The organism is Proteiniclasticum ruminis (assembly GCF_900115135.1).
GTDB lineage: Bacteria > Bacillota > Clostridia > Clostridiales > Clostridiaceae > Proteiniclasticum > Proteiniclasticum ruminis_A.
In genome coordinates, this window is the sequence record NZ_FOVK01000001.1 from 645557 (window position 1) to 661167 (window position 15611).

Here is a 15611-nt window from a genome sequence, read left to right on the forward strand (position 1 = left end):
ACCCTTCAATAGTTTGAAGGGTTATAAATAAAATAAGTTTAAAATTCACAAAAAATCTTTAATTTGATTTCTCATGAGCACCATAGGATTTCGCCATTTTCAGAAAATACCAACAAAAATAATGTAAATTAATTCACAATTGATTCCTTTAGTCTATTTCAACTTTATGTAGATTTTAGGAAATAATGATCTGAACGGCGTGATCTTTCTGAAAAACCCGCTGAAAAGCAGCCTTCACATCCGCTGAATCAACCTCTTTCAATGTATCCACATAGGAGAATACATCCTCCCCATGAAGCAGCATCCCTGTGGTTGTTACTCCGATTCTGTCCACAGAGTTAAACACATTCACGAAGCTTCCTGTCATTGATTTTTTGATTCTTTCCACAGCTTCCTGCTGACCGTCAAAAAAGGCTTCATCTGCCAACACTTTTTCTATATAAGCTTCTATGGTATCCAGTACTTTTTGAGGTTCTTTGGATTCACCGCCCATAAAGATTTCACCATGATCACTCCCCAGATTGAATTCACTGGAAAAACTGTCGTTGATGATTCCTTCTTTCAGCATATCTTCATAGAACACCGATGTGGATCCGAATACAAGCTTCATCATCAGGGTTCCTGTGAGCGACTCCTTCATAAGATTAGGACTTTCAGGCAACACCTTGACACCATAAATATAGTTGGGTACCTGCAGCCCCATGCTTAGAATCGAGGCTGTTTTATTCACATTCTGCGGCTCCATATAGGTTTTCTTGACCAGGTGAAGTTTTTCTCCTCTATGCACCTTTTTCTCAAGCAGCAAAACAGCTTCCTCCATAGGAATGTCTCCAACGAGAACAAGAATCATATTTTCCGGATGATAGAATGCTTCATAGCACTCTATAAGATCTTGCGCTGTGAGTTTGTAGATGGATTCCACTGTTCCCGCAATATCCTCTCGTACAGGATGCGTGAAGTACATGGATTTTAACGCTTCGATATAACCTCTGAATCCAGGATGGTCGTCATACATCTTTATTTCTTCTGCGATAATTCCCTTTTCCTTCTCTACATTCTCATCTGTGAGATGCGGTGTGAAAACCATCTCCAGAAGAAGTGAAAGATTCTCCATAAAGTGGTTTGTGGTGCTGAAATAATAGGATGTCTGATGGTTATTGGTAAATGCGTTCACAGAAGCCCCTTGTTCTGTAAACCGGTTGAACACATTAAGGCCTCCAGGCATCTCAAACATCTTGTGCTCTAAAAAGTGTGCGATACCCTCTGGATATTTCTTGAAGGTTTCGCCTCCATCAACAGAAAACTCGACATCCTTGCTGCCAAAATCAGAGGTCAGAATTGCATAGGATTTTGTGAATCCTTTTTTCGGTATATAAAAAACTCTAAGTCCGTTGATTTCAGTCTCATATATTTTTTCGTCAATAAATTTCAGTTCTTTGTAGTTCATTATGAAAGCTCCTCTCCACCTAGATAGTGGGCACATACAAACTCCACTTTCTTGGCCGCTTCAATCACCTGTTCTTTGGTTACTTTTTTGATTCCTTCAATCACATCACCCACCGTATAGTGAATACCGAATACTCTGAGAGCGATGAGATAATTTGAGGTGTTGTACATGGAATCCTCCATGGAATGAAGTGTGCTGATCATCTTTGTCCGTGCAATCTCCATTTCCTCATTGCTGAATTCTCCATCAATCATTTTCTGAAGCTCTTCGTCGATGAGCTCCTTCGCTCTGTCAAACTTCGTGAAATCCACACCAGCTCCAATGGTCATGACACCAGCGAACTTATCAAAGGAAGAGTATATGGAATAGGCCATAGAGTGCTTTTCACGCACTTCGTTGAATAATTTCGAATGAGCTCCTCCACCGAAGATAGAATTGAAAACAGCAAGCGCAAAATAATCGCCACTGAAAATTGTTGTATTGGTCTTGTACAGCAATGACATCTTCCCCTGATTGATCTTCATAGGTTCATACACAATGTCCGCTCTCTCTATGAAACTTCTTTCTCCATAAGACACTTCAGTCTGCTCTTCAGGCTCATCCTTGAGAATCTTCAACTGGGAAAGCTTGTCTGATATCATAGCCTCATCCTCAATATTCCCGGACGCATAACAGAAGGCTGGCTTTTTCAACAGCTCTTCCCAAAGCTTCTCCAATACTTGGGGAGTCACTCCATCCAGTTCCTCCAAAGTGCCGTACTCTGGAATTCTATATTCATCCAAGACACCAATTTCCACTACCCGATTCATAGAATAGTGACCTTTGTCATCATAAACTGATTCAATATACAGTCTGTGATTATCCAGTTCCTGACTGATAATATCCGCCGAAAAATCCTCTCGGACAAACAGTGGCTGATACAGCACCTCTTCCAGAAGAAAAATTGCTTTATCCCATAAATCCTCTTTGTATAAAGTGAATCTGTTATCAAGGAAACTGACATAAAAGATCACAAAAAGCTTTTCTCCCACTTTATGTAATCCGATGTCGAACACCGCCCCGTATAGTTCCTGAAGATATCTTGCGATGGCAGAGGACGAACTGAATGCCTTGGTTCCTCTTTTCATCAGTTGAGCCATCACATTATACCCTGTGACGTTCTCTTCCAGCCCAACGGGAATCACAAGGCTGATGGCATTATTCTTAAATTTATCTGTTTTAATAATTCCAATATTTTTCATACTTCCTCCACATCCAGCTTGAATCCGGATTTCATTAAATAGTTGCATACAATATAGTATCACATTAAAGCCTGAAAATCTTCTTAAAGAAAAACACACCCGAAAACTGCTTCAACAGCAGTCCTTCGGGTATGTCACTTCCCTTTATAATTTGGTATCGTCTACTGAATCCAAATATGCTTTGATTTCAGGCATAATGGATGGAATGGTCTCGGGCAGGAATGGATTTTTCAGTCCAGCCAGTTCCACAAGTTCCAGGAACGGTTTGCTTCCACCCTCTTTGCAGAGTGCAACATAATCATCCCAAGCTTTCTTTCCTTCTTTACGGCTTCTCATAAAATACTGCAGCGCACATACCTGAGCCAAAGTGTAGTCGATGTAATAAAATGGTGAAGTAAAAATATGAAGCTGTTTAAAGAAGAATCCACCTCTGTTGTACAGGTCATTCTCCTCATAATCCTTCAATGGCAAGTATTTCTTCTCAATCTCTCTCCACTTTGCCTTTCTTTCAGCAGGTGTGGCTTCAGGATGCTCATAAACGAAGTGCTGGAACTCATCCACCGTAACTCCATAGGGAAGGAAGAGGAGTGTTCCCTGAAGATGGGAAAACTTGTACTTTTCCGTATCTTCCTCAAAGAACAGATTCATCCAAGGCCATGTGAAGAACTCCATGGACATGGAATGGATTTCGCATGCTTCGTAGGTTGGGAAGCTATATTCTGGAACCTCATAGTGTCTTGATGAATATACCTGGAATGCATGACCTGCTTCATGAGTCAGCACATCAATGTCTCCTGAAGTACCATTGAAATTGGAGAAAATAAACGGAGCCTTATGGTCTGCGATATAAGTGCAGTACCCTCCTGCCTGCTTTCCTTTTTTGGTAACCAGATCCAGAAGTTCGTGCTCAGTCATGAAGTCAAAGAACTCTTTTGTTTCAGGTGAGAGTTCCTCATACATTTTTTTACCATTCTCGATGATCCATTCTGGACTTCCTTTGGGTGTAGCGTTTCCAGTGGTAAACTCTATGGCTTCATCATAATACTTGAGACCATCCAGTCCGAGCCTCTTGGCCTGACGCACTCGAAGTTCCTTCACCACAGGTACGATATGGTTCAAGATCGCTTCACGATATCCTGCTACTTCCTTTGGACCGTATTCGGTTCTTAGAAGACTGTCATAGGCCATCTGCACATAGTTCTCATAGCCTAATTTCTTCGCCATTCTTGTTCTAACTTTAACCAGTTCATCATAGATTCTGTCAAACTCAGCCTCATGCTCCTTGAAGAAACCTGAATAGGCTTCATAAGCAGATTTTCGAACCGCTCTTTCCTTATGCTCCATAAATGGAATCAGTCCGGAAAGATTACGTTCTTCTCCTTCAAAAGGAATGCTCGCTGAAGCAACCAGTTTGGAGTATTCTGATGAAAGCTTATTCTCCTCCTGAAGATCTTCAATGATTTCAGGTTTGAACGCTTTCACTGAAAGCTCAGCAAGGTTAAGAAGATGCTTGCCGTATTTGTTTTCAATCTCAGTGCGGTATGGTGTCTGAAGAATAATATGATAAAAACCTGTCACAAGATTCTGCAGTTCAGGCATTGCCATATCCACATAGTCGGACTCTTTATCATAGAACTCATCTCTGGTATCAATGCTGTGACGGATAGATACCAGCTGGAACATGGTCTCCACATGGAGCCTCAGCTGTATGAATGCATCCAGGTGCTGTAAAAACTCTTCTTTTGTTGTTGCATTTTCCATGGCAGAAAAGAGCACATCTGCTTCTTTTTTGATTTCCTCTACCACAGGACGTTCATACTTGTAGTCTTGAAATTTCATCGTTTGCCTCCTAATAATTTTCTCTGTAGTATTCTTCCCCCATCAGCTCCACATCGAACTGCTGGAGTAAAAACTCTGTGATATTTTGTAACGTGGACTCTACCATATCTTTGGATGTGGATATCACCGACAGTGCTAAAACAATACTCTGGTGCACATCCTGATGATCTGCTTCTATCACCGAAACATTATACTTTGATCTTACCTTCGATTTCATACTGGAAACAATGCTTCTTTTTTCCTTCAACGAATGGACATACGCGACTCTAAACGTAAGCACAGCCACCCCTTCATGAATCATCTGAAAAGCACCGCCCTGCATGGAGAGGCTTCCGCTCCCTCAATCTTCAGAGGTAAAACCACCATTCTGTACATCCCAGGCTCCACATGACCCAGTTCCAGATTCTCCAAAATTATTATATCACTTTCCAGAAGTAATTTATGCAATGGATATGGATAATCTTGTTCGATGGATTCATGAACTGTACCTATCAGATGAACCCCGTTTTTTATAAACAACTGCGCTCTGTCTTCTGTGAGATATCCTTCTTTTGAAAGTATATTTTTCACACCATAAGGGATTGGATCGTGAAAACTTGACACCACAGCCGTCTCTCCAAAAAACCTTTCCAGTTCAAAATCATCTGCAGTTTTACCATTTTCGATGAAGTGTGCAGGAAAATCCATATGAGTACCCGAATGGGTGCTTAGAGACAACTTCCTGAGAGAGAACCCGTCCTGGGAAATGCTGTTTTTTTCTTCCACTACCACTTCCGGGTCTCCAGGGTAAACAGCCATTCCATGAACGATGTGTTTTGTGATATCAATAATTCCCTTCTCTTTCTCTTCCTCTCTATGGTCAATCTCACCTTCAAAATCTGGAGATAACCTAAAAAACGGGGTTCTCAATCTGATGCTGTCCCAGTTCTTTATAAGATACCGAACAAAAAGAATGGTAATAACACCATTGGCCAAAAGAAGCAGGACTCCCAATACACTCACCAGTATACTTGCTTCAGAGGCCCCCGCCAGTAGTAAAGGCATCACAAAGGCGATGAAATTGTTGAATGCATGGGCTCCCATGGCGAGATACAAGTTTCCAGTCTTGTGATAAATAAAGCAAAGAACGAATCCAATCACCGCAGTAGGTACCATGGTTTCCGCATGAAGGAACCCAAAGATAAGTGACGACAGAACCATCGCAAACAATGTACTTTTTCTTTTGGCAAGGAGATTGAACAAAATCCCTCTAAATATAATTTCTTCCACAATAGGCGCAAGCACCACAATGGCCAAAAAGATCATAAACATCTGCAGATATCCTGCCTGTTCTATCATCAGCTCTATCGATTCCGATGCTCCCAGATAAGATTCAAAGAGTCTTGGGAATAAAAACTGAATCACCAGTCCATACAGTACACTGACCAGACTTCCGATAAAAAAGGGTGCCACCATAAGTGGCAGTGAAAATGTCTTTTTATCATTCGTGAGCACCTTTTTTTGCTCCTGACTTGTCAGCCCCCGTCTAAAAAAGGCAAAGAACAGCACTACATAAAACAGAATCTGCAAGATATAAATCAAATTTTGAGGTGCTCCAGATTCACCCACGATCACCACCAGCAGAATATACGAAAAAAATATTCCAAATAGAAGCAGGAGAAATTTAGTTACGCTCATATTTCTAAAATCCGTCATGATTGTTCCTCCACATATCTTTTTATCTTATAGTTTCAGTATATCAAATAGAGTTCTATCTGAATATAAGAAAAAAACCTGAGTATTGCTACACAGGTTTTCCATACGCTATATTAGACGTTGAATCTGAAATTCACCACATCGCCTTCACGCATCACATATTCTTTTCCTTCTATTCTATATAAGCCCTTTTCCTTTGCGTGGGCTTCAGAACCGGATTCCATAAGAGCATCATACGAGATGACTTCAGCTCTGATAAAGCCTCTCTGGATATCAGAGTGGATCTTTCCTGCCGCCACAGGAGCCTTTGTACCAACTTTAATGGTCCAGGCACGGATTTCCTGAGGTCCTGCCGTAAGAAAGCTCATAAGCCCCAGAAGTCTGTAGCTTTCCTTAATCAGCCTGTCCAGTCCAGTCTCATTGATTCCGTACTCTGCAAGCATCTCGAGCTTTTCATCGTCCTCAAGGCCTGAAAGTTCTTCTTCCAGTCTCGCACAAATGGTCACAAGACCTGCATTCTCGTCTTTGATATACTCCCGGACTCTTTTGACCAGATCATTCTCTTCCCCGGACATCAGATCCTCTTCAGAAATATTCGCTGCATACAGAACTTTTTTTGAAGTAAGAAGAAACAGTCCTCTGATCACTTCCTCTTCTTCCTCAGTGGCATCGAAAGTTCTTACTGGGAAACCCGCTTCCAGATGCGCTTTGATTCTTTCCATGAGATCATACTCCGCCTGTGCAGTTTTGTCTCCAGAACGTTTCAGTTTCATGGCCTTGTCCATTCTCTTCTCCAATGTTTCCAAATCGGAAAAAATCAGTTCAAGATTTATGGTTTCGATATCTCTTATTGGATCCACATTACCTTCCACGTGGACAATATTATCATTTTCAAAGCAGCGCACCACATGAATGATGGACTCCACTTCTCGGATATGGGAGAGAAACTTGTTGCCCAAACCTTCTCCCTGGGATGCTCCTTTTACAAGCCCTGCAATGTCATAAAATTCAACATGTGCATACACTTTTTTCTTTGAATTATAAAGCTTCTCCAGCGCATCAAGCCTTTCGTCCGGTACAGTTACAACCCCTACGTTAGGCTCAATTGTTGCAAATGGATAATTTGCTGCTTCTACACCAGCCTTGGTGATCGCATTGAAGAGAGTACTCTTTCCCACATTGGGCAATCCTACAATTCCTAATTTCATAAACTTATTTCCTCACTTTTCTCTATTACATCTAGTCAATTATACAGATGATTAGGTGATTAATCAAGAATACAAAGGAAAAACCCCGGCGGGTCAGTAAAAACTGATGCGCCAGGGTAACAACTCTTCCTATGCCAATGTGGAATTCAGCATCCAGAGCTCTTTCTGATAATATGCTGTAAACTCATTCATAATATCAACAGTAGGATCATCTCCCGCCTTCTCTGCTTCTTCCTTAACTTCCAGAGTCAGGTTCAGAAGGTATTCAAAATCCTTCTTGACAACTTCTACAAATTCAATGTCTTTGCCAAACTCTTCGGAACGTTCTTCAATCTTTGCAATCTCCAGAACACCCTTCAAAGATGCAACAGGCTTATATCCAAGCTGAAGCATTCTTTCTGCCACTTCATCCATATCTTCAGTCACTTTGTTGTAGTAGCCCTCAAAAAGCTCGTGCATTCTATGGAACTGCTTTCCTGTCACATACCAGTGTACATTATGAAGCTTTGTGTACATCACTGTAAGATCTGCAACATACTGATTCAGTTTTGTTTCCAAATTTGTTTTTGCCATTATTTATTCCTCCATTACTCTACAGTTACGATAATCTGTTCGAAGTGCTCATGTGCAATTACTTCATATTTTACATATGTTGTAATTAGAAAGCCCCCGCTCAGGGGGCTGGTCATATTAAGCTAATGTAGCCTTAATCATCCAAAGCTGTTTCTGATAATAAGCAGTAAACTCATTCATGATGTCCACAGTTGGATCATCTCCAGCCTTGTCTGCCTCTTCCTTAACTTCGAGTGTAAGACCAAGAAGGTATTCAAAGTCTTTTCTTACGATCTCAACAAAATCAAGATCCTTTCCAAACTCTTCTCCTCTTTCTTCAATCTTTGCGATTTCCAGTGCACCTTTCAGTGTAGCTACGGGTTTGAAGTCAAGCTGAAGCATTCTCTCTGCAACCACATCCATGTCTTCGGTTACCTTGTCATAATACATTTCAAACAGTTCATGCATTGCGTGAAATTGTCTTCCTTCTACATACCAATGTACATTGTGCAGCTTTGTGTACATTACTGTAAGATCTGCAACATACTGATTCAGTTTGGTTTCTAATTTTGCTTTTGCCATAATTTACCTCCAATAATTAGAACAGTTTCTAATTTATAACGATTATTAATTTGTTATCTTTATAATACACGAACCTTTATCAATTTGCAAGAGCTTTCCATAGATTTTTCGTAAACAAAGTATAACAATTATTGACGACCATATATTTTATCAATGACCACGGCAACGATATCCTCTTTAAGGTTCTTTGATTTTTCAACAATATCGTCTGTTTCTTCTTTCATTCTGATATTTTCATCATTGACCTCAGATCCGGCCAAGTTGATGAACACATTGAGTGCCGCCCCCTCAATGGCACTGTGAATAAGAATCGCTGCGACACCTGCATCGGAAATCGCATTTTTGTTTCCAAACTCTGTGGCAATCTTCAATGCATCATACATCGCAAAGGATTCCTGGACCAGCTCTTTTGGAATCTCCAGCACTTTCACTTTAGAGTGGTCGATTGCTTCTTTACGAAGCGATTTCTCCTCATCAGTTGTTTTAGCCATGGAAAATGCATCCATAAGCTCATCAAATGCACTGGCATCTTCCTGCATAAGTTTCAGATACTTTTCTCTAAACGCATCTGTTCTTTCGCGGGCTTCTTTCATCGCATGAACGACCGATTCCGGATAATCCTTCGACACTTTCTTGTCAATGGTCAGATTAAAAACCATAGAAGTAAGTGCCGCTGCAAGAGATGCGCTCAATGCCGCTGCCGCACCACCGCCAGGTGTTGGTTTTCCTTCTCCGAGCACTTTTGTAAAATCATTGATGGATAATTCTCTTAACACAAAATCACCTCTTATCTATTATTGTAGTACTTCCTCCTGTTAAAATCATCTGCATTTCCTGATATTAATGGAACATTATCATAATATTAACATAAAGTAGTATTTTTATCTATTTTTGTTACAGTACTGTATTCAAAACCTCATAGACTTTATTCATTTCCTCATGCATAATCACATCTTTTTCCAGGAAAGGTACAGCGCCTCTGATTTTCTTGTAGATCACTGCTGTGCCTTCCCCAAGTGTATAACCATGCCTGAAATCAATGGCCTGACAGGCGGCAAATGCTTCAATGGCAAGAACTCTTCTAGTATTCTCAACGATTTCCCGCAGTTTTCTTGCCGCAGTATTTCCCATGGACACATGATCCTCCTGATTTGCTGAGGAAGGAATCGAGTCTACAGAAGCTGGATGTGAGAGCACTTTATTTTCAGATACCAAAGCGGCTGCTGTATATTGCGGAATCATAAAACCAGAGTGCAGGCCTCCAGAAGGAGCTAAAAATGCGGGCAGATCATTGAGCTGATAATTCACAAGTCTTTCCAGCCTTCTTTCAGAAATATTCGCCAGCTCACTGACAGCGATGGCAAGGTAATCAAAAATAAGGGCCATGGGTTCGCCATGAAAGTTCCCTCCAGAATAGATTTCATCTTCACTGAGCACAATGGGATTATCTGTTACCGCATTCAGCTCTACTTCTATCTTTTCCCTTGCAAACTCCAAGGTATCTAAAATTGCACCATGAACTTGAGGAATGCACCGGATGGAATATGCATCCTGGACACGAATATCATTCTGCTTTGTTACAAGAGTTGAACCTTTCAGTATTCTCAGAATTTCCTTTGATATCTCAACTTGACCTTTGTGGCCTCGAACTACATGCAGTCTCTCATCAAAGGCTGTGGTAATTCCCCGCAGTGCCTCCATGGTCAGGGCAGCTGTATGATTAGCTGTCTTCAATGCTCTTTCAGCATCATAGAAAGCATGTGCTCCGATGGAAGTCAGAGCTTGGGTTCCGTTAATAAGCGCAAGACCTTCCTTCGCTTCCAGCACTACAGGATGGATTCCTGCAAGATCCATCGCCTCTCTTGATGGCATGATTTTCCCATTGTACTCAGCCATCCCTTCTCCAATCAGTGTGAGCACCATGTGTGCCAGGGGTGCCAGATCTCCGGATGCTCCTAAAGATCCCTTCTCCGGAATCACAGGGTGTACCCTCTTGTTCAGCATTTCAAGAAGAGTTTCAACGGTTTCCAGCCTGATTCCTGAAAACCCGCGCGCCAGTGCATTAACCCGAAGGAGCATCACACCTCGCACCTCTTCTGTTTTCATCGGATGACCGACACCACATGCATGAGATACGATGAGGTTACGCTGAAGGTCCTTCAGTTCGTTCACACTGATTTTAACTTCAGAAAACTTACCAAACCCTGTATTAACACCATAAACTGCCTGAGTGCCTTCAGCGGCTTTCTCCAGCACTTCTCTTGAATGTAGGATACGGTTTCTAGTATCCGCACTCAGCGAAACCTCTTCTCTCTCTCTTGTGACATGGATAAAATCCTCCAGTGTCAATGTTCCATTTTCTATAATAATCATCTTCCACCTCCCATACTCCCATCATAATATGAAACCGTTTATATTTCCATAGAGCTTTAACAATCTGATGGAAATAGTGCAATAATTCATCTATCAATTCTCAAACCCATAAAATATTATCCGAATATTCAAAATCTGATATCTCACAGTAAAAAAGAGCAGAGGAAGCGGTGTGGCTCCTCTACTCTTTGCAATTTATTCCTGTGCTGATATTTTTGAGATTTCAATCCCCAGTTCCTGGAGCTGAACCTCGTCCACTACGTTAGGGGCTTCGGACATCGGATCAAATGCATTCTGATTCTTAGGGAACGCAATTACATCCTTGATATTTTCGGTTCCTGCAAGGAACATCACCAGTCTATCCATGCCAAAGGCCAATCCACCGTGTGGTGGTGGACCATATTTGAATGCTTCCAGTAAGAACCCAAAACGAGCCCAAGCCTGTTCCTGGGTAAATCCTAATAAGGAGAACATTTTTTCTTGAAGCTTGCTGTCATGAATTCTGATGGAACCGCCACCCAGCTCTTCTCCATTGAGGACCATATCATAGGCTTTCGCACGGGCTTTTCCTGGATCTGTATCCAATAAATGCAGATCCTCTTCCATAGGGCTTGTGAATGGGTGGTGCAGGGCTACAAATCTTCCAGCCTCTTCATCTCTTTCGAGAAGCGGGAACTCTGTGACCCAGGCAAACTTAAACTCCTCTGTCCCCTCAAGCAGGCCATATTTCTTTGCAAGATCCAGTCTCAATGCCCCCAGGGATTGGAAAACAACTTCGTCTTTGTCTGCAACGATAAGGATAAGATCTCCTGTCTTAGCTTCCGCTCTGTCAATGATTGAGGTGATTTCATCTTCTGAAAGGAATTTTGAAAGTGCTGTTTTAACCCCTTCTTCCTTCAGCTGGATATAAGCCAGCCCCTTCGCTCTATAGGTCTTTACAAACTCACCCAGTCTGTCAATGTCTTTTCTTCCCATGGAAGCTCCACCGCTTAGTGTGATGGCTCTGACACTTCCATTGGCATCCAGTGCATTTCTAAATACAACAAACTCAGTGTCCCGTACAATATCAGACAGATCTTTCAGTTCCATGCCGAATCTGAGATCTGGCTTGTCAGATCCAAACCGCTCCATGGCATCTTTGTACGTGAGCCTCTCAAATGGGATCACCACTTCTTTATCCAGTACTTCTTTAAAGACTCTTTGCACCAGTCTTTCATTCAGTGCAATCACATCTTCAACTCCAACAAAACTCATTTCGATGTCAATCTGAGTAAACTCAGGCTGTCTGTTGGCTCTCAAATCTTCATCTCTAAAACACTTGGCAATCTGAAAGTACTTATCAAAACCAGACACCATGAGAAGCTGCTTGAATATCTGAGGACTCTGTGGTAAAGCATAGAAGGTTCCAGGATAATTTCTAGAAGGAACCAGGTAGTCTCTTGCGCCTTCTGGTGTACTCTTGTTGAGTATCGGCGTTTCCACTTCCAGGAAACCTTCCTGGTCCATGAAGTTACGGATAGAGATATACGCTTTACTTCTGATCTTGAATATTTTCTGCATGTCTGGTCTTCTCAAATCAAGATATCTGTACTTCAGACGGATATGCTCCGAAGCATCGAGATTTTCCTTGATGTAGATGGGCGGGGTCTCAGATTCAGAAAGTATCTTCAGCTCTTTGGCGATCAGTTCCACTTGTCCAGTGGGAATGCTGTCATTGACAGACTCTCTTCTCTCCACTACACCTCTGACCAGAATGCAATACTCTGTTCTCAGTAGATCCGCTTTTTCATAGGCTTCCTTGGCTGCTTCTTCACGGAAGACCACCTGAAGGATTCCTTCGCGGTCACGTACATCACAGAAAATAAGAGCTCCTAAATTTCTTCTTTTAGATACCCAGCCTGTTACGATGATTTCCTGCCCGATCAGGCTCTCATTCACATGACCTGCCATATGGGTTCTTCTTAATTGACCTAACATTTCTCCCATTATGATCCACTCCTCATGATTATCTCTTCAATTGCCTCAGGTGTCAGCGGCACTTCTACCTGTTCACCATTTTCCATGTTTTTAAGTGATGCTTTGTTGTTAGAAAGCTCTTCTTCACCAAGTATCATCGTGAAACGAGCTCCGATCTTATTGGCATATTTCATCTGCGCTTTCAGTTTTTTGCCCATATGATCAATATCAGCCTTTAATCCTCTGCTTCTGAGATCATGAGCCACTGAAGCTGCTTTTAGGCTTTCTTCTGGACCCATGGAGGCAATAAACACATCCAGTCTAAGAGGTTCTGGAATTACGATACCTTCATCCTCCAAGGTCATCAGAAGCCTCTCCAGCCCAAGCCCAAAGCCAACGGCCGGCATAGAAGGTCCACCAATCTCTTCAATGAGATAGTCGTATCTTCCTCCGCCACATACAGTAATGTCTTTATTCACTATCTCAAAAACTGTCTTGGAGTAATAATCCAGCCCCCGGACAATCCCCTTATCCACTTCATAGGCAATACCCATGGATTCAAGATAGCTTTTCAGCTGTTCAAAGTGATTGCCGCACTCCTCACATACGTGATCCAGGATCAGCGGAGCTTCTTTCACAAGAAGCTGACAGCTTTTTTCTTTACAGTCCAGAATTCTCATGGGATTTTTATGAAATCTATCCTGACATACTGTGCATAAATCTTCATAGTGAGGGGTCAGATAGTCCTTCAGCAGTGTGTTGTACTCTTTTCTGCACTCAGGATGACCAATGGAGTTGATCTTTAGGGTCAATCCTTTGATGCCCAGCTCTTCAAAGGCTCTCATGGCAATGGAAATAACCTCGGCATCAGCAGATGGTTCCTTACTTCCGAAAAGTTCGACTCCAAACTGGTGGTGCTGACGGAGTCTGCCCTTTTGAACATTCTCATACCTGAACACAGGTGTGAAATAATACAATTTTGTCGGTTGAGCATCCGCATACATAGACGATTCAACAAAAGCACGAACCGCAGGAGCAGTCCCTTCCGCCTTCAGCGTAATGCTTCTGTCTCCTTTGTCCTGGAATGTATACATCTCTTTTTGCACTACATCTGTAGTTTCACCTACTCCTCTTGTAAAGAGCTCCGTGCTTTCAAACATCGGTGTACGGATTTCACGGAACCCGTAGGTATGTGCAATCCCTTTCAGGTGCTCTTCGATATAATGCCATTTATATGCATCCATTGGAAGCATATCTTTTGTACCCTTTGGCGCTTGCAGATCCATAAATATCACTCCTTTTGGAGGAACTGAAGTTTTTTCTCCATCATTTCCTCAAATCTTTCTGTATAATCATTCAGGCCTTTGAAGTTTGCAAAACGTTCGATTTTCCCATCCTTCACCTTCTTGGTTACGCCGTCCGCGCCCATGGCGATGATGGTCTTCACCTCTTCAATCATGACCATATTGTAATAATTTTCAAAGCCTTCCCTTGCATAGCCAACATTTTCATGATTTCCCACCATATTTTTCTGGCGGTACATGTAGTAGGGTTTCAAACCCATTTTTCTTGCACAACGATCCGTTGCAGCATACATTCGGTTCATTTCTTCCTGCTGAGGAAGCTGATACTTCTTCTCAAGAATGAAATCTTCATATAGAGCCGAAGCCCTCTTAATTGCCAGTCCATGCACAGTAATACTTTCTGGTCTCAGCATTTCAAGATCAGCCAGTGTGTTTTCCACATCCATGAAAGTTTCTCCCGGGAGACCAAGAATTAGATCCATATTAATATGATCAAACCCCATATCCCTGGCCATCCCAAAAACTGAAAGCACTTTCTCACGATTGTGGTTTCTTCCTATGATTCTAAGCGTTTCATCCTTCATACTCTGAGGATTGATGGATATTCTTGTGGTATGGTGGTTTTTCATGCTCTGAAGCTTTTTCTCTGTGATACTGTCTACTCTTCCAGCTTCCACAGTAAACTCCCGGACCGGATGTATGCTTAAGAACAGCGCATCGATAGACTCCATAACCTCTTCAAATTCCTCATCTGATACCGCAGTGGGCGTACCACCCCCAAAGTATATATGCTGTACCGTAATTTTCTGTTCTTTGAGATATGCTGAGATCTGCTGCATTTCCTTCTTTAGAAGCTCAAGATACAGATCCTTATACCGATTTCCATGATACACATTGGAAGCGAAAGAGCAGTACACACATCTGGAGGGACAGAAAGGCATACCGATATAGATATCGCAGGAATCCTTCATATCCACACTAGGAAGAACTTCTGATTCCTTAAGAGCAACTTCATAGGCAAGGAGAATCTTATCCTCATCTGCCAAGTACTCTTTTGTCATTTCTTCCACAATGCGTTCTTTAGAGTATCCTTTCTCTATGAGCTCTCTAATTATTTTTGAGGGTCTTATGCCGATGAGAATTCCCCAAGGCAAGTGCTTTCCAGTTTTACTCCGGAGCCTTTTGAATAGAGCTCTTCTCATGATGTTTAATGTTTCATCCGGATAGGCGAAGGACTCTTCTTCCTCAAAAAACTTAATTCTTAAGGTTTCTCCCGAGACAAATACTTCAATATCCCCATCTTTTGTGTCATCCTCATCCAGATACTGAATCTGAGAGGCAGGGTAAAACAGTGTAACCATGTGATAAACATGATACCTGAGACTGTTGTTGCTTTTCACATGAATCATCATCG

The 15611-nt window shown here is 41.9% G+C and carries 13 protein-coding genes; all 13 read right to left on the reverse strand.

Annotation, left to right across the window (positions count from 1 at the left end; genetic code table 11):
* Positions 1–175: 175 nt before the first annotated feature.
* Positions 176–1447 (reverse strand): EF-P 5-aminopentanol modification-associated protein YfmH, encoded by a 1272-nt coding sequence (gene yfmH, locus BM243_RS03045; protein ID WP_074910154.1) that lies wholly within the window; start codon positions 1445–1447, stop codon positions 176–178.
* The gene (gene yfmF, locus BM243_RS03050) at positions 1447–2688 is read right to left on the reverse strand and encodes an EF-P 5-aminopentanol modification-associated protein YfmF (RefSeq protein WP_074910157.1); all 1242 of its coding nucleotides are present in this window, start codon (positions 2686–2688) and stop codon (positions 1447–1449) included. The genes yfmH and yfmF overlap by 1 nt, the downstream gene beginning before the upstream one ends.
* Positions 2689–2832: 144 nt before the next feature.
* Complete coding sequence (locus BM243_RS03055) at positions 2833–4527, reverse strand: M3 family oligoendopeptidase (protein WP_074910160.1); 1695 nt, start codon at positions 4525–4527, stop codon at positions 2833–2835.
* A gap of 10 nt (positions 4528–4537) precedes the next feature.
* Positions 4538–4828, reverse strand: coding sequence for a DUF503 domain-containing protein (locus tag BM243_RS03060; protein ID WP_074910921.1), 291 nt, complete (start codon positions 4826–4828; stop codon positions 4538–4540).
* The gene (locus BM243_RS03065; RefSeq protein WP_074910163.1) at positions 4825–6222 is read right to left on the reverse strand and encodes a CPBP family glutamic-type intramembrane protease; all 1398 of its coding nucleotides are present in this window, start codon (positions 6220–6222) and stop codon (positions 4825–4827) included. The genes BM243_RS03060 and BM243_RS03065 overlap by 4 nt, the downstream gene beginning before the upstream one ends.
* A gap of 113 nt (positions 6223–6335) precedes the next feature.
* Entirely contained in the window at positions 6336–7430 is a 1095-nt protein-coding gene (ychF, locus tag BM243_RS03070; protein ID WP_074910165.1) for a redox-regulated ATPase YchF, read from the reverse strand.
* Between the two features lie 129 nt (positions 7431–7559).
* The gene (locus tag BM243_RS03075; RefSeq protein WP_074910168.1) at positions 7560–8003 is read right to left on the reverse strand and encodes a Dps family protein; all 444 of its coding nucleotides are present in this window, start codon (positions 8001–8003) and stop codon (positions 7560–7562) included.
* Between the two features lie 117 nt (positions 8004–8120).
* Entirely contained in the window at positions 8121–8564 is a 444-nt protein-coding gene (locus BM243_RS03080; RefSeq protein ID WP_074910170.1) for a Dps family protein, read from the reverse strand.
* 128 nt (positions 8565–8692) lie between these two features.
* On the reverse strand, positions 8693–9340 hold the full coding sequence (locus BM243_RS03085) for a cyclodeaminase/cyclohydrolase family protein (RefSeq protein ID WP_074910173.1): 648 nt from the start codon (positions 9338–9340) through the stop codon (positions 8693–8695).
* A 118-nt stretch (positions 9341–9458) separates the two neighbouring features.
* A complete protein-coding gene (gene hutH / locus BM243_RS03090) occupies positions 9459–10937 on the reverse strand; it encodes a histidine ammonia-lyase (RefSeq protein WP_074910175.1) in 1479 nt (492 codons plus the stop codon).
* Positions 10938–11132: 195 nt separating this feature from the next.
* On the reverse strand, positions 11133–12923 hold the full coding sequence (gene aspS / locus BM243_RS03095; RefSeq protein WP_074910178.1) for an aspartate--tRNA ligase: 1791 nt from the start codon (positions 12921–12923) through the stop codon (positions 11133–11135).
* Positions 12923–14179: a histidine--tRNA ligase gene (hisS, locus tag BM243_RS03100; RefSeq protein ID WP_074910181.1), complete on the reverse strand. Its 1257-nt coding sequence runs from the start codon at positions 14177–14179 to the stop codon at positions 12923–12925. Before hisS ends, aspS begins: the two co-directional genes overlap by 1 nt.
* 5 nt (positions 14180–14184) lie before the next feature.
* The gene (gene hemZ / locus BM243_RS03105) at positions 14185–15606 is read right to left on the reverse strand and encodes a coproporphyrinogen dehydrogenase HemZ (protein WP_177213446.1); all 1422 of its coding nucleotides are present in this window, start codon (positions 15604–15606) and stop codon (positions 14185–14187) included.
* Between the last annotated feature and the right edge of the window lie 5 nt (positions 15607–15611).

Excerpts from the sequence above, each read along its gene's own strand:
- yfmH (WP_074910154.1), bottom strand. The coding sequence starts at position 1,447 with ATGAACTACAAAGAACTGAAATTTATTGACGAAAAAATATATGAGACT.
- yfmF (WP_074910157.1), bottom strand. The coding sequence starts at position 2,688 with ATGAAAAATATTGGAATTATTAAAACAGATAAATTTAAGAATAATGCC.
- BM243_RS03055 (WP_074910160.1), bottom strand. The coding sequence starts at position 4,527 with ATGAAATTTCAAGACTACAAGTATGAACGTCCTGTGGTAGAGGAAATC.
- BM243_RS03060 (WP_074910921.1), bottom strand. The coding sequence starts at position 4,828 with ATGATTCATGAAGGGGTGGCTGTGCTTACGTTTAGAGTCGCGTATGTC.
- BM243_RS03065 (WP_074910163.1), bottom strand. The coding sequence starts at position 6,222 with ATGACGGATTTTAGAAATATGAGCGTAACTAAATTTCTCCTGCTTCTA.
- ychF (WP_074910165.1), bottom strand. The coding sequence starts at position 7,430 with ATGAAATTAGGAATTGTAGGATTGCCCAATGTGGGAAAGAGTACTCTC.
- BM243_RS03075 (WP_074910168.1), bottom strand. The coding sequence starts at position 8,003 with ATGGCAAAAACAAATTTGGAAACAAAACTGAATCAGTATGTTGCAGAT.
- BM243_RS03080 (WP_074910170.1), bottom strand. The coding sequence starts at position 8,564 with ATGGCAAAAGCAAAATTAGAAACCAAACTGAATCAGTATGTTGCAGAT.
- hutH (WP_074910175.1), bottom strand. The coding sequence starts at position 10,937 with ATGATTATTATAGAAAATGGAACATTGACACTGGAGGATTTTATCCAT.
- aspS (WP_074910178.1), bottom strand. The coding sequence starts at position 12,923 with ATGGGAGAAATGTTAGGTCAATTAAGAAGAACCCATATGGCAGGTCAT.
- hisS (WP_074910181.1), bottom strand. The coding sequence starts at position 14,179 with ATGGATCTGCAAGCGCCAAAGGGTACAAAAGATATGCTTCCAATGGAT.
- hemZ (WP_177213446.1), bottom strand. The coding sequence starts at position 15,606 with ATGATTCATGTGAAAAGCAACAACAGTCTCAGGTATCATGTTTATCAC.